The following is an 18,693-nucleotide window of genomic DNA, read 5'->3' as shown; positions in this document are numbered from 1 at the left end:
AATGGAGTCTTTAATACTAGTGTTAGTTGGTGTATTAGTAGCTGTTGCGACGTACTTAATCCTCTCGAAACAGTTATTACGTGTGATTTTAGGAACGGCGGTATTATCGCATGCGGCACATTTACTGATTTTAACGATGGGTGGACTGAAGAAGGGGAATGTACCACTTTTAGAGGAATCAGAAGGTCCTTACACAGATGCTCTGCCGCAAGCTTTGATTTTAACTGCAATCGTGATTAGCTTCGCGGTGACGGCGTTTGTGCTTGTTCTCGGTTACCGAGCTTATAAAACGAACAGTTCGGTGAATTTTGATGAATTGAGAGGTACGCCGGATGAGTAATATGATTGTTTTACCATTAATTGTGCCGGTTATTACGGCCATTTTACTTGTGTTTTTACGTGACAATGTATTTTTGCAGCGCATCATTAGTTTGGTGACATTAAGCTTTGTTGCCTTTATTAGTGTTATTTTATTGCTAGAGATTCAAAAACAAGGTGTAATGCGTATTGATTTTAGTGGCTGGGCACCGCCATTCGGCATTTTATTTGTCGCTGATTCGTTCGCAATGCTTCTTGTATTAGTAGCGAATATTGTCGCAGCCATTTGTCTGTTATATGCCTTTTTTACAATCGGTAAGAGCTTTGAAAAGATGTATTTTTACCCGTTTGTCCTACTTATGGTAGCGGGTGTGAATGGCTCATTTCTAACAGGGGATATTTTTAACTTGTTTGTGTGTTTCGAGGTGATGTTACTTGCTTCTTATGCACTTATTAGTTTAGGCGGCGAGAAAGTTCAGCTGCGAGAGGCTTTAAAATATGTCCTTATTAATATTGTTGCATCTTGGATTTTCCTAGTGGCACTAGCTTTTTTATATGGAACCGTCGGAACGTTGAATATGGCACATATTTCAGTTCGCGTGATGGAGCTAGGAGCTGACCCGCTGATCACGACTGTGGCTCTTATTTTCTTAATTGTCTTTAGCTTGAAGGCTGGCCTATTATTATTCTTCTGGCTTCCAGGCTCATACAGTGCACCTCCAACAGCTATAGCCGCACTTTTTGCTGCATTATTAACAAAGGTTGGAATTTATGCGCTCGTCCGCACTTTTACATTACTTTTCCCGAATAATACTGAAGTGACTCATATGATACTAGGAATTATGGCAGGGCTGACGATTATTGCTGGATGTATGGGAGCACTAGCAGGACGAGATGTAAGAACAATTGCCTCGTATAATGTCCTTATTGGTGTTGGCTTTATAGTAGCTGGTCTAGCGATCGGTACCGAGTCTGCCTTACAGGGTGTAACATACTATTTGATGCACGATATGGTAGCTAAGGCCATGCTGTTTTTAGCAGTTGGCATGATGATGTATGTTACTGGTGAAACGGTTATTGATAAAATGAGTGGGCTTATTCGAAATTACCCTCTTTTTGGCTGGTTATTCTTTATTGTCATGTGTTCCCTTGCTGGGATACCACCATTGAGTGGCTTTTTAGGGAAGGTTTTAATAGGACAAGGAGCTATTGAGGGCGGAAATTTTGTTCTACTAGGGCTAGGATTTTTATCTAGTTTAATTGTTTTGTATTCACTATTACGAATATTTCTTTCCTCATTCTTTGGGGAAACGATTATTAGTCTAGAGGATGAAAAGCCGTTACCAAAGCGTATGGTTTTACCATTAACATTATTGGCAGCATGTACGATTGTTTTAGGAATTGGAGCTGAATGGATGGCTCCGTATGTAACAGATGCGGCAGAGACACTCTATACGCCATCAATCTATATTGATGCAGTGCTAGATGGCACAACATGGCAAGGTGAGGTGAATGAATAATGGCGATGCAATTTATCCTGAATTTATTTATCGCAACACTTTGGCTCTTGTTAAAGGATGAAGTGGTACCACAGTTTTCGACATTTCTAATGGGCTTTATCGTCGGAATAGGGATTTTATATGCGATGCACCGCTTTTACGGCACACAATTTTATTTACGACGTGTGTTTTCAATCATTAAATTATTATGGCTCTTTAATTGGGAGCTACTATTATCGAGTTACAGCGTATTAAGACAAATTACGACGCCGAAGCTCACTATAACGCCTGGAATATTTACGTATAAAACAGCGCTAAAAGGAGATTGGGAAATAACAGCTCTTGCATTGTTGCTCACGCTGACTCCAGGTTCAGTCGTGATGGAAGTTTCTGAAGAGGGAGATATGTTTTATATTCATGCAATGGATATTGAACAATCGAAAGAAGCTGTCATTCGTTCAATAGGAAAATTTGAACAAGCGATCATGGAGGTGACACGCTAATGATTGATAAAATTTTACTTTTGGCTCTTGCATTATTCAGTGTATCGATTGCGTTGTCGCTATTTCGTGTGATTCGAGGCCCTTCGTTGCCTGATCGTGCTATTGCACTTGATACAATAGGTGTTAATCTACTTTCAGCAATCGCTATCGTCTCTATTATTTTGAAAACAAAGGCGTATTTAGAGGCGATATTAATATTAGGAATTTTAGCTTTTATCGGCACAATTGCATTTACAAAATATATTGAAAGAGGTGTGATTGTTGAACGTAAATCAAATGATTGAATGGGCGGCAGTTATACTTATATTGATTGGCTCCATTGTAAGTGTTATTAGTGCATTTGGGATGATTCGTTTACCAGACGTATACACGCGTTCACATGCTGCAACGAAAAGTTCGACATTGTCCGTCTTAACATGTCTATTAGGCACATTTATTTACTTTTGGGTTCATGATGGATATGTTAGTGTACGTTTAATATTAGGAATTGGGTTCGTTTTTGTAACAGCTCCTGTAGCAGGGCATTTAATATGTCGTGCTGCGTATCGATCTCGCGTACCTTTAGCAGAAGGGTCCGGAGAGGATGAGCTAAAGGAAAAGTTATTTGCAGATGAAAAATAAAATAAGTGGTAAACCTCCAAAGGCATATCGAGATTGGCTCTAGCTTATCCAGCAGAAGTAGCGTTAGTTAATAATCTGAGACCCCCATTTTCGGGGTCTTTTTTTGTTAAAACGTACGCCATGTATAGTTGTTGGGAGTACAAGTGAAGCGTCCAACTGGAACGGAAATCACTCCTACGTAATGATGAGGAACTTATTTTGTAGGTGGTAAATCTAAATGGATTGATTTTTCCGAAAATTATGTATATAATATTTTATCGGGAAATTTTCAGATTAGCTTGATTATTACTTCGAAAGAGTATATCTTATTAGCAGATAGATATTTATTCTCCGTATTGTATAAATATCCATGCACTTATTTTCAAGAACAAGAGTTTTATAGATAAAAAAACATAAATAAAAGGAGATTGTTGAATATGAAGAACAAATTTTTCATGCTTATGCTTGTGCTAGTAATTGCTGTCCTAGCGGCATGTGGCGCAAAAGATGATAAGGCAAGCGATAAAGATTCAAATGCTAACGAAGGCGCAGAACAAAAGCAAGTGTTAAAAGTAGGTACTTCATCTGATTATGCACCATTTGAGTATGTCGATGCTGCAAAAGGTGATGATATTATTGGTTTTGATATTGATTTAATTAAATTAGTTGGTGAAAAGATTGGTGCAGAAATAGAAGTTCAAGATATCGACTTCAATAGTTTAGTGCCAGCTCTACAAGCCGGGAAAATTGATATTGTTATCTCTGGTATGTCACCTAATGAAGAACGTGAAAAAGTTGTAGATTTCTCTGATAAATATAATCAAACAGAGCAAGTGTTTATCGTGAAAAAGGATAGCGGTATTAAAAAAGAGGCTGATTTAGCTGGTAAAAAAATTGGTGTTCAAAACGCTTCAATCCAAGAAACTTTAGGTAATAAAATTGCTAAAGAAGTAGATGCCACTGTTGAAGGTCGTACTCGAATTCCTGAAATTGTTCAAGACATGATGTCAAAACGTTTAGATGCTGGGATTGTAGAAAGTGGTGTAGCGAAAGGCTATCTTGATACGAACGATAAACTAGAAGCGTTCCCTGTTAAAGAGCAACCTGAAGACTTTAAAGCAATCGCTGTTCCAAAAGGTAGCGATCTTAAAGATAAAATTAACAAAGCATTAAAAGAATTAGCTGCTGAAGGTAAAATTCAAGAGCTAGAAGAAAAATGGTTAAAAGTTAAATAAGTAAGTTTACTGCGATAGCTCGAGATAGAGCTATCGCTTATATCTTTCATTTCCTGAAAAAAGAACAAGAAAGGAGGGGGCACTGTGAATTTAGATTTTACAGCTATCATTCCCTCTATTCCTTATATATTAAAAGGGATAGGTGTTACACTTCAAATTGCAATCGGTGCATCAATCATCGGTTTTATAGTTGGTATATTACTAGCGTTATGCAAAATCGGTAAAGTGAGTGTTTTACGTTGGTTTGCAGATTTTTATACATCAATTTTCCGTGGTACACCGCTCGTACTACAATTAATGATTATCTATTATGCAGTGCCACAATTATTAGATATTCAAATTGAGCCAGTTCCAACGGCTATTATTGCATTCGGGTTAAACTCAGGTGCTTATATTTCAGAAATCATTCGCGCTGGTATTAATGCGGTTGATAAAGGACAGATGGAAGCGGCACAAGCGCTAGGTATTCCATATGCGAAAATGATGAAAGATATTATTATCCCACAAGCCGTGAAAAATATTTTACCATCTTTAGTGAATGAGTTTATTACACTAAATAAAGAAACGGCTGTCGTGACGGTTATTAGTGCACTTGATATTATGCGCCGTGCTTATATTGTAGGTGGTTCAACATATCGCTATCTTGAGCCATTACTATTTGCGGGTGTAATCTACTACATTATGACGCTTGTATTAACGTTCCTTGGTAGACGAATTGAGAAAGGAATGAGAAGAAGTGATTAAAATTGAAGATTTACACAAATCATATGGACAAAACGAAGTACTAAAGGGTATTTCAACAGAAGTTAAAGAAAAAGAAGTAATTGCTATTATTGGTCCATCAGGGTCTGGTAAATCAACATTCCTGCGCTGCTTAAATTTATTAGAAGAGCCAACGAGTGGAAAGGTTACAATTGCGGGTGACGTTCTAACGGACAAAGGGACAAACATTATGAAAATCCGTGAAGAGGTCGGTATGGTATTTCAGCATTTTCATCTTTTTCCTCATAAAACGGTACTTGAAAATTTAACATACGCACCGATTAATGTAAAAGGAATGGATAAGACAGCGGCTATCAAAAAGGCTGAAGATTTATTAACGAAAGTAGGCCTATTCGATAAGCGCAATGAATATCCAAGTCGTCTATCAGGTGGACAGAAGCAACGTGTTGCTATTGCTCGAGCACTAGCAATGGATCCAAAAGTAATTTTATTTGACGAGCCTACTTCAGCTCTTGACCCTGAAATGGTAAAAGAGGTATTAGCCGTTATGAAAAATCTTGCTGATACGGGTATGACGATGTTAATCGTAACGCATGAGATGGGCTTTGCACGTGAAGTGGCTGACCGTATACTATTCCTTGATGGCGGAAAGTTAATTGAGGACGCACCACCAGAACAGTTTTTCGCATCACCATCTACACAGCGGGCGAAAGATTTCTTAGAAAAAGTATTATAAGTGATAAAACGCATTTAGACTCTATTCTATTAAAGGAGTGTCTAAATGCGTTTTTTTCTTTACTTTGGTTTTTGTTAATGGATCCCATTATAGTCTTTTTTTATGATATAGCTTAATGAATAATAATGAAAAAATGAACGATAAAAATGAACAAAATTAATTAGAATTAAGATAAATTGTAATGTTATTAGAATATTCTGTATTCGCTATCACCACTGTAAAATTTCGTGATACAATTCTTTTCAATAATTAAATCAAAGCATTTCAATTGTTTTGTAAAGTTATTAATTTAGTGTGCTGGGAGGAAAAGGGGAATGACTATGATCGAAAAAAATGTTCAGTATTATGCGGAAAAAGGAAAACAATTAGTGGAACGAGTAGAGAAAAAAAGAGAAAACATGAGGAAAAAGAAATTTGATACGATAGCTGTTCATGGTCTTTATTCTTTAGAGGATGCACTCGAGAATAATGGAAGCATTATTGAACCAATTTACATGTCTTCGGCACAACAATATGAAAATTCCAATCATTTGGAAGCTGCACAAGAACAGCAAATTCCTTCATGGATCTATACTAGAATCACGAATCCTACCCTGACGTATGTGGAAGAAATAATAGCAATGCTTGAAGGATATAAACTATCGGAAAAGACTAGTGCTGTCTTAACTAGTTCCGGAATGGCAGCGGTATTTATGGCAACAAATCCTTTTTTAGCGAATTGTGAAGGAGCTAATATTGTAGTCGATGCACGCTGTTATGGAGGCACATTTACGATTTTTAATGAACGCTATAAAGGAGAACGAGGCTTAGAAATTCGTTGGGTAAAAGATTCTTTAGATCTCAATGAATGGGAAGAAAAAATGGACGAAAATACACGTTTTGTCTATGCGGAAACTCCTGCTAACCCAAGTCTAAACTTAACTGATGTGAAGGCGCTTTCTGAAATTGCCCATAAAAAGGGGATTGCGGTAATAGTAGATTCGACTTTGGCTACTCCTGCTCTATTTAGACCTTTGGAACATGGTGCAGATATTGTGGTCCATTCAGTAAGTAAGGCAATGGCAGCAAGCGGATCAGTAATTGCTGGTGCTATCATTTCTAAAAATGATATTGTTAGTAACTTTTTATCAGAAGAAATTAAAAAAGATTTTGTAACATATGTAAAGTTTAACCCAATGCGAGATCATGGGACGGCACTATCACCTATAAGTGCATTCTTCGTCTTAAATGATTTAAGAAGTTTGCGATCAAGAGTGGATTTGATGAGCGATAATGCAATGAAAGTTGCCGAATTTTTAAATAGTCTTGACCAGGTAGAATGTGTTTCCTATCCGGGACTAGAAAGCCATCCTGGTCACAGCGTTGCAAAAAGCTTAATGAAATTGGCCGATAATGAAGATGAAAATGGCGAAGAAATCAATCGCTACGGCTATTTACTTAGCTTTAATGTGAAAGGTGGTCATCAGGCTGCAAGAGATTTACTGGATCAATTTAAGATTATTTGGACAGCAACCGATCTTGGACGTGTAAAATCAGTTGCTACCATTCCTACTATTTCTACTCACCGACAACAAGGGGACGAAGGACGCAAGCTAGCATCATTGCCTTCCAATTTAATCCGCCTTTCTATAGGAATAGAAGATGTTGAGGATATTATTGAAGATTTGAATCAGGCATTTAAAGCTATTCAAACGAAATCTCAAGTTCAGCATCAATAAAGTCATTGTGTTGCTAATATGAAGTCTTGCAGTGATGATCTTATTTGAGTAGGCAAAAGGGGGCCGAAAATCAAAAAGGCTATACCGATTGTAAATCAAAAGTGAGAGTGGTTATACCCGTTATTGAATTCAGGTTGGTAGATAACTTGGCGAAAAAAGTAATGTTGGTCCCCTTATTCCCAAGAAGGCAGAAATGTTTAATTCCATGTTTTAAGAAGAGCTTCCTGAATTATTCATGATGGTACGTATTAGGTTAATGATGGCCAAGATTTTTCATCATTAACGAAGGTTAAGTTTTCAACTGAACTGCCCATCTGGGAGCGAACATTGCATAAATATAAACTTGGGAGAGTGATTTAATGAAAAAATGGAAGACGCTTTGGTGGGTGTCAGTTTCCCAAGTGTTTGCTCTAAGTCTTTGGTTTAGTACATCAGTAATTATCCCTGAATTAAAGAAAACATGGGCATTTGATTCATTCGTTGAAAATTTCATTACTGCGGCAGTACCGATAGGTTTTGCTTTAGGGGCATTAGTAAGCTCTTCTTTAGGCTTGGCCGATAAATTTAATGCGCGAAGTATTTTTGGCGTTTGTGCGGTTGCCGGGGCTTTGTTAAATGGGTGCATAATTTTCGTACAATCTCCGTTGCAAATTGTGTTTCTGCGTTTTTTGACAGGGATTGCTTTGGCTGGAATCTATCCCATTTCGGTAAAATTTATTTCACAATGGTACCAAAATCAGAAAGGATTGGCCATTGGCACATTAATAGGAGCAGTAACACTTGGATCGTCGTTACCACACTTAATTAGAGTGTTTTTTTACGGAATAGATTGGAGACTGGTCGTTACAGTCAGCTCCATCCTTTCTTTACTTGCCGCCTGTATCATTTATTTCATCGTAGAGGATGCGCCCAACAGCTCAAAACAGTCCGTGTTCTCTATTAAATTACTTAAAAATGTTGTTAACAATAAGCCGGTCATGCTCTCTAATTACGGCTATTTCGGCCATATGTGGGAACTTTATGCCATGTGGACTTGGATTCCCATCTTTTTAACTTATAGCTTTCAATCACAGTTGCCTTCCTTTCCAGCTTGGGCAACTTCACTGGCTGTCTTCGGAATTATCGGCATTTCCGGTGCAATCGGTTGTATTATCGGAGGCTTTATTGCTGATTATATAGGGCCGTCTAACCTAACAATCATCGCTATGACAATCAGTGCGTTTTGCTCGCTGATTATTGGCTTTACTTTTGGTCAATCTATTTGGATCACAATCTCAGTAGCAAGTATTTGGGGAATATTCATTATCGCCGATTCCGCTCAATTTTCAGCGATTATATCAAATTTTGCAGATGTTGAATACGTCGGAACAGCTCTAACTTTTCAAATGGCAATCGGTTTTCTTATTACTGTCATCTCTATCAATCTAATTCCCTGGGTAGTCAAGTTTACAACATGGGAATGGGTATTCCCAGCGTTAAGCATAGGTCCTGTTTTGGGGATTATCTCCATGCTACAGTTAAAAAAATATGAGGTTAAAGAGGTAAATACTATAGAACAAGTTAGTCAATTGTGAGTATAATTATCTGTTTATTCCGAAAACAATATGTATTACATGTCTAGATAGGCTGTTAATGACTAGAGTGTCTGAATGCTCGTAGGTAGAGAAATCCTACGGTTGAAGCTCTATGATAAGGAACCTTATTAGAAGAGTGTAATCAAATATGATCTGCTAGTTTAGGGCACTCTGCTAACATCGGTAATAGCTTGATCAGGCTATTATAATACAGAAAAATAATTATTATGGGATGGTGAAATCTGATGAAAATAACAACACACAAGTTAGCGTTAATTGGCTTTGGGAATGTAGGGCAAGGGCTAGCAACAATTATCTCTAGTAAAAGTGCAGAACTTGAAGAGCTTGGATTGAATGTCCAAATTGTTGCTATTAGCGATCCGATTAAAGGAAGTATCTATAATCCTAATGGTTTAAATGCAGATTTACTATTGGAAACAGTTCAAAGCGGAAACACCTTGGATACTCTTCCAGCTCCATTTACTGGTTGGTCTGCTTTACGCACTATTGAGGAAGCCGATATTGATACGGTTGTAGAGCTTGCTTATACAGATTTAAAAACTGGTGAACCTGCGTTGACTCATATGGAAACTGCATTAAGACGGGGTCTGAATGTTATTACTACGAACAAAGGGCCTGTTGCTTTGCATTATGATAGACTCATGCGATTGGCTAAAGAAAACAACGCGCATATTCGAGTTGAGGGAACTGTAATGAGTGGGACACCAACCCTATTATTTGGAACAGAACATTTGCTAGCAGCAGGTATTACAAAGATTGAAGGGATTTTGAACGGAACAACCAATTACATCATTACAAAAATGATGGAAGGACAAAGTTACGCTGAAGCGCTTCGTGAAGCACAGGAATTAGGGTACGCGGAGGCGGATCCTACAGGTGACGTAGAAGGATACGATGCTGCCGCCAAGGTAGTTATACTCGCTAACTTGTTGATGAAACAATCTCTCAAGTTACAGGATGTCGATCGCGAAGGAATCTCAAAATTAACGTCTGAAGATATTATGAGAGCAAAAGAAGAGAATGAATGTGTGAAATTGATTGGCAGAATTGAGTGCTCTTCAAATGGGTGTACAGCGGAAGTTCGCCCTATGAGAATCCCGGTTTCACATCCACTTGCATCCATTCAGGGCGCAACAAATGCAATAACTTATACTACTGATATTCTAGGTGAAATCACTCTTATTGGACCTGGGGCTGGAAGGTTGGAAACTGGATATGCCATTATAGCTGATTTAATGGCCATTCTTAAAGAGTACTCACGATCGGTCACAGGTCAAGTTGAAGAAGAGGTAAAGATATGATAAACATGACAACCACAGAAATAATGGATAGAAAAATGTTATTGAATGGAGAATGGGTGTCGAGGAACGAGTATATGGAGATTCGGGACCCACAGGATGGTAAGTTGGTTGGGACTGTACCGTTAGCTAATTTGGATGATGTGGAAATTGCTCTTGAAGCGGCAGTTCATGGGAGTGAAAGGGCTCGGTCTATGCCAATCCATCAGAGAATTTCTATTTTACGAAAAGCGGCTGAAGAACTAGAAAATCGAGTAGAAGCGTTTGCTAGAGTTATAGCCCTTGAAGGAATTAAAACAATTCGTGAAGCTCGTAAAGAGGTTGTACGTTGTGTAGAGACCTTACGTATTTCTTCAGAAGAAGCTAGACGGATCAAGGGTGAAACGATACCGTTTGATCAATTTCCTGGTTCAGAAAATAAAGTTGGCTACTATTTGCGTGAGCCTGTGGGGATTATACTTGCCATTACGCCATTTAACGACCCTTTAAATCTAGTAGCTCACAAAATAGGACCGGCTATTGCTGGTGGGAATGCCATTATATTAAAGCCGCACGAAGAGACACCTCTATGTGCATTAATGCTTGCTGAAGTGTTGATGAATGCTGGACTACCTGAAGGCGTATTGCAAGTTATTACCGGTATAGGGAGCGAAATCGGCGAGAAATTGGTTACGGATCCTCGTGTTCGCATGGTTTCCTTTACTGGTGGACGATTGACTGGTGAAAGGATTATTAAAATGGCCGGACTAAAAAAAGTCAGTATGGAACTAGGGAGCAATGCTCCTACTATTATAATGAACGATGCAGACTTGGATTTAGCAGTCCCGTCTTGTGTGAGTGGAGCTTTCTGGGCAGCGGGCCAAAACTGCTTACATGTACAGCGTCTTTTAGTACACAGTGATATTTATGATTTATTCAAGGAGCGTTTTATTACCCTTTCCAGCAGTTATCAGGTTGGTGATAAGCTTGATGAAAATACAGATATGGGGCCACTTATTAATGAGGAAGCGGCTAAAAGGGTAGAAAAATCTGTTGATGAAGCATTGACCAATGGAGCGAACCTTCTAATGGGAGGGATAAGAAACGGAAATTTCTATGCACCAACTCTTCTTGAAAATGGACATAACACGAGATTAAGCTATGAAGAAATTTACGGTCCAGTGACGATTATTGAAAGCTTTACGAATTTTGAAGATGCTATCAACCGCGCTAATTCAGTAGACTATGGTTTGCAAGCTGCCATCTTCACTCGCAATTTAGAGACGGCATTTAAAGGCATGGCTGATCTGAATGTAGGGGCAGTAATGATCAATGAAAGTACGGATTATCGCATTGATGCAATGCCTTTCGGTGGTACGAAAGGATCGGGATTGGGTCGTGAAGGTGTGTCCTTTACTTTGATGGAAATGACAGAACCAAAAGTAGCTTGTTTCAATATTTAATCAATATCGAAATCTATAAAAAAGTAATAAAGGGGGGATATTTATGTTTGAACAAATTGTTCATACCGTTAATGGGTGGCTGTGGAGCCCTGTCTTGGTTGGTTTCATTGTTTTATGCGGTTTCTACTTTAGTTTTCGTACTAGATTCATGCAGATTCGTCACATTAAGGAAATGGTTAAATTAGTGACATCGGGGAAGGCTTCCGATGTTGGGGTTTCTCCGTTTCAGGCGTTAATGATGTCTTTATCAGGCCGTATCGGCGTAGGGAACATCGCTGGCACCGCAACAGGTATTGCTTATGGGGGACCAGGAGCCGTCTTTTGGATGTGGTTCATTACCTTTATCGGTGCAGCATCAGCTTATGTGGAGTCGACTCTTGCTCAAATCTATAAAGAAAAGCAAGATGATGGATATCGTGGTGGTCCTGCATTCTATATTGAAAAGGGACTTGGCTGGAAATGGTTTGCAATGATTTTCGCGTCGGCAACTCTGATTGCTATGGCCTTTTTATTGCCTGGTGTACAGGGAAATGCAATTGCAGATGGTTTTCATAACGCTTTCGGCATTGACAAAAAAATCACGGGTCTAATCGTTGTCGCACTTATTGGTTTTACCATTTTTGGGGGAGTTAAGCGTATTGCTAGAGTTGCGGAGTTGATCGTTCCTATTATGGCAATTGGTTATCTGTTAATTGCACTAATCATAGTAGGGATAAATTTTGGCAATATTCCAGAGGTATTCAGGCTAATTTTTGAAAGCGCTTTCGGAGCTCAAGGAATGTTTGGAGGTATTATTGGATCAGCTATTATGTGGGGAGTTAAACGCGGTCTATATGCAAATGAAGCCGGTCAGGGTACAGGTGCTCACCCGGCGGCGGCAGCAGAAGTATCCCACCCAGCAAAGCAAGGTTTAGTACAGGCGTTTTCCATTTACTTAGATGTATTCTTAGTTGTTACAGCAACTGCAATGATGATTTTGTTTACAAGTCAATACAACGTTATTGATGAGAAGAATGGAAAAACAATAATTGAAAACCTTCCAGGAGTTGAACCTGGAGCTGGTTACACGCAAGCGGCCGTTGATTCCCTTCTTCCGGGATTCGGTGCAGGATTTATTGCCATTGCTCTGTTCTTCTTTGCCTTCACGACCATTTATGCTTTTTACTATATCGCAGAGACAAACCTTGCATATTTAGTACGTGGGAAATTCAGAGGAATTGCTTTTGTTGTACTAAAACTAGTCCTTTTAGGTTCCACTTTCTATGGGGCAATAAGAGCGGCAACAACGGCATGGGCAATGGGGGATATAGGACTCGGCATTATGGTATGGCTGAACTTAATTGCGATTGTATTGTTATTTAAACCAGCGGCGATTGCATTAAAGGATTACGAAGAGCAGCTTAAGGAAGGGAAAGATCCAGAGTTCAATTCATCTAAATATGGAATTAAGAATGCTGATTTCTGGGCAAACGGGTACGGAAAGTCAAAATCAACGGAGAACGAGAACGAGAAAGAGAAAGAGAAAGAGAAAGTGGACATAACATGAAGCTTTCTTCAGTTTGAAATTAAAATCAATTTTATCCTATTACTTAGACCCTCCTAATTCAAGGAGGTTAGAAAGGAGTATATCTACATGACAAATCTTACAGAAAATCTCACTGCAAACAGTTTTATTGATGAAATCAAAGAGGAGGTAATTGGCTGGAGGAGGTATTTACATAAATATCCGGAGCTGTCCTTCCATGAAGAAAAAACAGCTCAGTTTATTTATGAAACACTTCAAACTTTTGGGGGTCTGGAATTATCTCGCCCAACCAAGACGAGTGTCATGGCTCGTTTAATCGGTGCTAAACCCGGAAAAATAATGGCCATACGAGCAGATATAGATGCGCTTCCAATTCAAGAGGAAAATACATTTGAATTTGTATCTGAAACTCCTGGCGTTATGCATGCGTGCGGTCACGATGGGCATACAGCTATGCTTCTTGGGACAGCTAAATTTCTCACTAGCATGAAAGATAAAATAAACGGAGAAGTACGCTTTTTATTCCAACATGCTGAGGAGTTGTTTCCAGGAGGAGCAGAGGAGATGGTACAAGTTGGTGTCATGGATGATGTTGATTTGGTCATTGGAGCACATCTCTGGTCTCCACTTGAGGTTGGAAAAGTTGGGGTAGTATACGGAGAGATGATGGCGGCTCCGGACTATTTTTCAATTACCATAAACGGAAAAGGTGGACATGCGGCTATCCCACATCAGACTGTAGATTCGATTGCGGTTGCGTCACAAGTTGTGAGCAATCTTCAGCATATTGTTTCAAGAAATATCGATCCTTTGGATAAATTAGTCGTCTCTATCACTCAGTTTGTTGCAGGTAACTCATTTAATGTAATCCCTGGCTCTGTTTTAATCCGTGGAACCGTACGTAGTTTCGATGCCAAACTAAGAGAAACTGTTCCAACACTTATGGAGAGAGTGGTAAAAGGAATCACCGAGGCTCATGGCGCTAATTATCAGTTTGATTATCAATATTGTTATCGTCCAGTCATCAATGATAAAGAGGTTACCGAAGTCATTGAAGAGACTGTGCGTGAAGTATTCGGTGAAGAGGCGATTGACTTCACGAATCCTAATATGGCTGCTGAAGATTTTTCTGCTTTCCAGCGGAAAGCACCTGGATGTTTCTTCTATGTAGGCGCAGGGAATAAGGAAAAAGGCATCATTTATCCACATCATCATCCGCGTTTTACTATTGATGAAGAGTCATTGTTTATTGGTTTTCAAATGTTCGTTCAGTCTACCTTTAAGTTTTTGGCTACATTCAATGAAAATGAGAAGTAAAGGAGTGTTGTTTATATGAAAATAACTCATGTACTTTCGTTAGTGCCCTTCATTGGGATACTAGGGGGGATTTTTTTCTCAAATAGAGTAACACCATATGTAATGGGTATGCCATTTATTCTCTTTTGGTTTGTTCTGTGGGCCCTTCTTACGTCTTGTATTATGGCAATAGTTTATAAATTAGACATAGCTAATAAGGAAGGTGAATAACCGATGAACATCGCACTTTTAATCATTTTATTCTTTTTACTAGTGTCTATCTTTCTAGGTATTCGGGCACGAAAAGGGAAGGATATGAGTCTTGAACAATGGACGGTTGGAGGAAGAGGGTTTGGCACTATATTTGTCTTTCTTCTGATGGCTGGTGAACTCTATACTACATTTACGTTTCTTGGCGGAAGTGGTTGGGCATATGGAAAGGGTGCACCTGCATTTTATATTATTGCTTACGGTTGCTTAGCGTATGTCCTATCTTATTGGCTACTTCCTCCTATTTGGAAATATGCAAAAGAAAAGAATTTAATTTCACAACCAGATTTCTTTGTCAGTAAATATAAAAGCCCATATCTCGGTATTCTTGTCTCCATTGTTGGTGTAATTGCACTTATACCTTACATGGTAACGCAACTAAAAGGTCTAGGAATTATTGTTTCGGAAGCATCCTATGGCCAAATATCGCCAAATGCTGCCGTATGGATCGGTGCAATTTCTGTAACGATCTACGTGATGATCTCAGGCATTCACGGCTCGGCTTGGACAGCAGTAATTAAAGACATTATGATTTTTGCAGTTGTCGCATTTCTTGGGATTTATCTACCCATTCATTATTATGGTGGATTCCAAAATATGTTTGAAGTGATTAATACTAATAAACCAGGATTTCTAATACTACCGGAACAAGGAATGAGCATTAGCTGGTTTATTTCCACTGTAATATTATCAGTACTTGGGTTTTACATGTGGCCACATTCCTTTGGTTCAGCTTTTTCCGCTAAAAGTGAAAAGGTATTCCGAAAAAATGCGATTATAATGCCACTCTATCAACTCGTCTTACTATTCGTGTTCTTTGTGGGGTTTGCAGCCATTTTACAAGTTCCTGGATTAGAAGGGGCGAAAGGAGATCTCTCATTATTAAGGCTTGCTATTCAAACCTTTGATCCGTGGATTGTTGGGGTAGTTGGTGCGGCTGGATTATTAACTGCAATAGTACCAGGCTCTATGATCATAATGTCTGCTTCTACTTTGATTGCCAAAAATATTTATTCAGTATTTGTCCCTAGCACTACAAATGAGCAAATAACCAAATTAGCCAAGTACTTGGTTCCTGTTCTTACGCTAATTTCAGTATATTTTACGATCCAAGGCGGGACTGCAATTGTTTCATTGCTATTAATGGGATATAGCCTTGTTACTCAACTTTTCCCATCCCTTATATTTAGTTTATTTAAAAGAAATTTTGTTACGAAGCAGGGAGCGTTCATTGGAATCTTGACAGGAGTAGCAGTGGTAGCATTTGTTACGATTTCGGGTTCTACAATGGCAACTATGTTTCCTGGACTTCCACAACCTATCCAAGATCTAAATGTAGGTATCATCGCTTTACTAATTAATACAATTGTTATGGTTATTGTCAGTGTGGTTACTATGAAGAGCCCTGTAAAAGTAAAGTCGAGTAGCTCAAATGAACAGGAGGGACTGTTATAACGAAAGCTGCGAAGGAATACTATATTATACTAGCTTAGACCATAATGAGTATGCAGAGAGATTTTTTTCTAGGATGTCAATGAACAGTAATTAAAGCATTATAAAACAAAGTCTGAGCGAATAAATATCCAATAAGTGATAATTTTTTTCTTTTCCTTATTCCGTAGAAAATATATAATATGGAATAATATACGAGAAAAGAGGGGTTTTATGATAGAATCAACACCCGCTAGAAAGGCTTTGGATGAATTGGATTTGCTTATTCTGGATTTGCTTCAAAAAGAATCTCAGTTGAGTAACGCAGATTTAGCTCGACGGGTCAAACTTTCTCCTCCTGCCACTCATGCAAGGGTCAAACGGCTTGAGAGTGAGGGTTTCATTAATCGGCACGTGGCTATTCTCGATCAAAGCATGTTTGGTTTTACGCTAGTATGCTTTATTCTTCTTAGCACCAATCTTCATCAAGCAGAACAGCTTGAGGAGTTTGAGCAGGAAATCAAATCAATGCCTGAGGTACTCGAATTTCAATGTCTTACGGGTGAGTACGACTATATGTTGAAAGTAGCAAATAGAAATAAAGAGGAACTGCAAAGTTTTATCAGAAAATTAAATTATTTTACCTTCGTTGGGCGGATTCAAACGATCGTTTCAATCAGGGAAATCAAGAATACTACGACATTGCCTATCGTTTAACGAATAGAGGCTAAGATGATAATAGAAAGAAGACAAGCCTTATTCTGGCATTCAATTTCTTAAGTCATAGAGGTTATTTTAACTTCATTGCCTTAATCCAACAAATAAAGCCGATGATTCCTTAAAGTAGGAAAAATCGGCTTTGTTCATGTCGATTGTGAAACATATGTTTTTCCGCGTTTTGTTGATGGATTCCAAAGGAGGGAAAAGAAAGAGTGCGTAGGCTTTTGGGCTTGTTAAGGCAAGTATGTCAGATTATCTGAGATGGCTGTAATCATGATTAATCCAGTGAGTGACCGAATTAAGGTTGCATATTGAACTTTCTTTATTAAGTCATTAGAACGAAAGGTAAAATCAGAGTGTAAGAAAGTCATAAGGGAGTATTCTTCCCTGAAAGAGTCTAAAATTTAGCTTGGTATTGTTCGAGCTCCCAAGAGTGAACAACTGTACGATAATGATTCCATTCTAACTTCTTAAGAGAGATGTACTCCTTAAAAACATGGTTACCTAGCACATTTAAGCCAATATCCCCATTTTCAAATGCTTCAATGGCAGCTTCTAGACTTCCGGGCAATTCCTCAATGCCGCGTTCCATTCGAACCTCTTTAGACATATGGAAGATATCATCGTTTATAGAATCTACAGGAATCAGTCCTTTTTCAACACCATCTAAACCAGAAGAAGCAATGACTGCAAATGCCAAATATGGGTTAGCGGATGGGTCTGGGCATCGAAGTTCAACACGAGTTGCATTACCTTTTTTTGCTGGGATTCGGATTAAAGCAGAGCAATTGGAAGCGGACCAGGCGATATAGCAAGGTGCTTCATAGCCAGGGATTAAGCGTTTATAAGAATTTACAAGTGGATTCGTTATGGCTGTAAAGTTCTTCACGTTTTGCATTAAACCTGCAATAAATTGATAGGCTGTCTCTGACAATTGAAGATCGTCATATGTGTCATAAAACGCATTTTGACCTTCTTTAAAAAAAGACATATTAACGTGCATTCCAGAACCATTGACTCCAGAAATCGGTTTGGGCATAAATGATGCATGCAAACCAAACTTCTTTGCAATTGTTTTTACTACCCATTTGTAAGTTATTGCATTGTCTGCGGCCTCAAGTACATCTGCAAATTTGAAATTGATTTCGTGTTGACCAATAGCCCTCTCATGATGAGTTGTTTCGATTGTAAATCCTATTGCTTTTAGCGCACGGTAAATTTCTAACCGAACAGGTTCTCCTAAGTCATTAGGTGATGGGGCGGCATATCCTGTTTCATCCTGTGTTTTATTCGTAATCTTTCCATCTGCATCTTTTTGGAACAAGAAAAACTCAAGTTCGGGACCTGCAAAAATGGTATAGCCCTGTTTTGAAGCTCTTTCTACAGATTTTTTTAATATATTCCGTGTATCTCCTTCAAAAAGAGTACCGTCTGGATTTGTAACGCTACAGAGGAAGCGAGCCTCGGAATAATTGGTTTCAATAGACCAAGGAAAACTGCAAAAGTATTTAAATCAGGTTGAAGGTATAGATCTGATTTATGAATAGGAGAAAAACCAATAACTGAAGAGCCATCAAACATAATCCTTCCTTCTATGGCATCCTCTAATTGTTCAACTGTAACAGTCACTTGCTTAAGCGTCCCTTCAATATCTACAAATTGTAAATGTAACAATTCAACCATATGTTCATTAATCATCTTCTTAACTTCTTGAACTTTACTTTCATGATTTGTAATTGCAAGCATAGATATTACCTCCTGTGTGTTAGATTACCTAACATCAA

At 38.6% G+C, this 18,693-nt stretch carries 17 protein-coding genes and 1 pseudogene; 17 read left to right on the top strand and 1 reads right to left on the bottom strand.

Features of this window, described 5'->3' with window-relative positions; translation table 11 throughout:
* Nucleotide 1: 1 nt before the first annotated feature.
* The 17 genes from ABNX05_RS21010 (at nt 2) to ABNX05_RS20930 (ending at nt 16,906) form a co-directional block, all read left to right on the top strand.
* Complete coding sequence (locus ABNX05_RS21010) at nt 2–340, top strand: Na(+)/H(+) antiporter subunit C (RefSeq protein ID WP_349661495.1); 339 nt, start codon at nt 2–4, stop codon at nt 338–340.
* Nucleotides 333–1,838 (top strand): Na+/H+ antiporter subunit D, encoded by a 1,506-nt coding sequence (locus ABNX05_RS21005; protein ID WP_349661494.1) that lies wholly within the window; start codon nt 333–335, stop codon nt 1,836–1,838. The genes ABNX05_RS21010 and ABNX05_RS21005 overlap by 8 nt, the downstream gene beginning before the upstream one ends.
* Entirely contained in the window at nt 1,838–2,320 is a 483-nt protein-coding gene (locus ABNX05_RS21000) for a Na+/H+ antiporter subunit E (protein ID WP_349661493.1), read from the top strand. The genes ABNX05_RS21005 and ABNX05_RS21000 overlap by 1 nt, the downstream gene beginning before the upstream one ends.
* Nucleotides 2,320–2,604 carry a Na(+)/H(+) antiporter subunit F1 gene (locus ABNX05_RS20995; protein ID WP_079562764.1) on the top strand — a complete coding sequence of 95 codons (285 nt, stop codon included), beginning with the start codon at nt 2,320–2,322 and terminating at the stop codon, nt 2,602–2,604. The genes ABNX05_RS21000 and ABNX05_RS20995 overlap by 1 nt, the downstream gene beginning before the upstream one ends.
* Complete coding sequence (locus tag ABNX05_RS20990; RefSeq protein WP_197144576.1) at nt 2,582–2,941, top strand: Na+/H+ antiporter subunit G; 360 nt, start codon at nt 2,582–2,584, stop codon at nt 2,939–2,941. Before ABNX05_RS20995 ends, ABNX05_RS20990 begins: the two co-directional genes overlap by 23 nt.
* Before the next feature lie 416 nt (nt 2,942–3,357).
* Nucleotides 3,358–4,155: a transporter substrate-binding domain-containing protein gene (locus ABNX05_RS20985; RefSeq protein ID WP_349661492.1), complete on the top strand. Its 798-nt coding sequence runs from the start codon at nt 3,358–3,360 to the stop codon at nt 4,153–4,155.
* A gap of 84 nt (nt 4,156–4,239) precedes the next feature.
* On the top strand, nt 4,240–4,899 hold the full coding sequence (locus ABNX05_RS20980; protein WP_349661491.1) for an amino acid ABC transporter permease: 660 nt from the start codon (nt 4,240–4,242) through the stop codon (nt 4,897–4,899).
* Nucleotides 4,892–5,614: an amino acid ABC transporter ATP-binding protein gene (locus tag ABNX05_RS20975; protein WP_349661490.1), complete on the top strand. Its 723-nt coding sequence runs from the start codon at nt 4,892–4,894 to the stop codon at nt 5,612–5,614. The genes ABNX05_RS20980 and ABNX05_RS20975 overlap by 8 nt, the downstream gene beginning before the upstream one ends.
* 314 nt (nt 5,615–5,928) lie before the next feature.
* Nucleotides 5,929–7,332, top strand: a complete 1,404-nt coding sequence (locus tag ABNX05_RS20970) for an aminotransferase class I/II-fold pyridoxal phosphate-dependent enzyme (protein ID WP_349661489.1) — start codon at nt 5,929–5,931, stop codon at nt 7,330–7,332.
* A 359-nt stretch (nt 7,333–7,691) separates the two neighbouring features.
* Nucleotides 7,692–8,906, top strand: a complete 1,215-nt coding sequence (locus tag ABNX05_RS20965; protein ID WP_349661488.1) for an MFS transporter — start codon at nt 7,692–7,694, stop codon at nt 8,904–8,906.
* Nucleotides 8,907–9,151: 245 nt separating this feature from the next.
* Nucleotides 9,152–10,228 (top strand): homoserine dehydrogenase, encoded by a 1,077-nt coding sequence (locus tag ABNX05_RS20960; protein WP_349661487.1) that lies wholly within the window; start codon nt 9,152–9,154, stop codon nt 10,226–10,228.
* The gene (locus ABNX05_RS20955) at nt 10,225–11,667 is read left to right on the top strand and encodes an aldehyde dehydrogenase family protein (RefSeq protein WP_349661486.1); all 1,443 of its coding nucleotides are present in this window, start codon (nt 10,225–10,227) and stop codon (nt 11,665–11,667) included. The genes ABNX05_RS20960 and ABNX05_RS20955 overlap by 4 nt, the downstream gene beginning before the upstream one ends.
* A gap of 43 nt (nt 11,668–11,710) precedes the next feature.
* Complete coding sequence (locus ABNX05_RS20950) at nt 11,711–13,213, top strand: alanine/glycine:cation symporter family protein (RefSeq protein WP_349661485.1); 1,503 nt, start codon at nt 11,711–11,713, stop codon at nt 13,211–13,213.
* Between the two features lie 87 nt (nt 13,214–13,300).
* A complete protein-coding gene (locus ABNX05_RS20945; protein ID WP_349661484.1) occupies nt 13,301–14,509 on the top strand; it encodes a M20 family metallopeptidase in 1,209 nt (402 codons plus the stop codon).
* Nucleotides 14,510–14,524: 15 nt separating this feature from the next.
* Nucleotides 14,525–14,719 (top strand): DUF3311 domain-containing protein, encoded by a 195-nt coding sequence (locus tag ABNX05_RS20940; protein WP_349661483.1) that lies wholly within the window; start codon nt 14,525–14,527, stop codon nt 14,717–14,719.
* A 3-nt stretch (nt 14,720–14,722) separates the two neighbouring features.
* Nucleotides 14,723–16,213: a sodium:solute symporter family protein gene (locus tag ABNX05_RS20935; RefSeq protein ID WP_349661482.1), complete on the top strand. Its 1,491-nt coding sequence runs from the start codon at nt 14,723–14,725 to the stop codon at nt 16,211–16,213.
* A 210-nt stretch (nt 16,214–16,423) separates the two neighbouring features.
* Nucleotides 16,424–16,906, top strand: coding sequence for an Lrp/AsnC family transcriptional regulator (locus ABNX05_RS20930; protein WP_349661481.1), 483 nt, complete (start codon nt 16,424–16,426; stop codon nt 16,904–16,906).
* Between the two features lie 400 nt (nt 16,907–17,306).
* Here the strand turns inward: ABNX05_RS20930 and glnA are convergent.
* Nucleotides 17,307–18,655 (bottom strand): annotated as a pseudogene (glnA, locus tag ABNX05_RS20925) (type I glutamate--ammonia ligase).
* Between the last annotated feature and the right edge of the window lie 38 nt (nt 18,656–18,693).

The organism is Lysinibacillus zambalensis (assembly GCF_040183165.1).
Lineage (GTDB): Bacteria > Bacillota > Bacilli > Bacillales_A > Planococcaceae > Lysinibacillus > Lysinibacillus zambalensis.
Note: the sequence above shows the minus strand (reverse complement) of the source record. Positions and strands in the feature narration are given on the sequence as shown.

Excerpts from the sequence above, each read along its gene's own strand:
- ABNX05_RS21010 (WP_349661495.1), top strand. The coding sequence starts at position 2 with ATGGAGTCTTTAATACTAGTGTTAGTTGGTGTATTAGTAGCTGTTGCG.
- ABNX05_RS21005 (WP_349661494.1), top strand. The coding sequence starts at position 333 with ATGAGTAATATGATTGTTTTACCATTAATTGTGCCGGTTATTACGGCC.
- ABNX05_RS21000 (WP_349661493.1), top strand. The coding sequence starts at position 1,838 with ATGGCGATGCAATTTATCCTGAATTTATTTATCGCAACACTTTGGCTC.
- ABNX05_RS20995 (WP_079562764.1), top strand. The coding sequence starts at position 2,320 with ATGATTGATAAAATTTTACTTTTGGCTCTTGCATTATTCAGTGTATCG.
- ABNX05_RS20985 (WP_349661492.1), top strand. The coding sequence starts at position 3,358 with ATGAAGAACAAATTTTTCATGCTTATGCTTGTGCTAGTAATTGCTGTC.
- ABNX05_RS20970 (WP_349661489.1), top strand. The coding sequence starts at position 5,929 with ATGACTATGATCGAAAAAAATGTTCAGTATTATGCGGAAAAAGGAAAA.
- ABNX05_RS20965 (WP_349661488.1), top strand. The coding sequence starts at position 7,692 with ATGAAAAAATGGAAGACGCTTTGGTGGGTGTCAGTTTCCCAAGTGTTT.
- ABNX05_RS20960 (WP_349661487.1), top strand. The coding sequence starts at position 9,152 with ATGAAAATAACAACACACAAGTTAGCGTTAATTGGCTTTGGGAATGTA.
- ABNX05_RS20955 (WP_349661486.1), top strand. The coding sequence starts at position 10,225 with ATGATAAACATGACAACCACAGAAATAATGGATAGAAAAATGTTATTG.
- ABNX05_RS20950 (WP_349661485.1), top strand. The coding sequence starts at position 11,711 with ATGTTTGAACAAATTGTTCATACCGTTAATGGGTGGCTGTGGAGCCCT.
- ABNX05_RS20945 (WP_349661484.1), top strand. The coding sequence starts at position 13,301 with ATGACAAATCTTACAGAAAATCTCACTGCAAACAGTTTTATTGATGAA.
- ABNX05_RS20940 (WP_349661483.1), top strand. The coding sequence starts at position 14,525 with ATGAAAATAACTCATGTACTTTCGTTAGTGCCCTTCATTGGGATACTA.
- ABNX05_RS20935 (WP_349661482.1), top strand. The coding sequence starts at position 14,723 with ATGAACATCGCACTTTTAATCATTTTATTCTTTTTACTAGTGTCTATC.
- ABNX05_RS20930 (WP_349661481.1), top strand. The coding sequence starts at position 16,424 with ATGATAGAATCAACACCCGCTAGAAAGGCTTTGGATGAATTGGATTTG.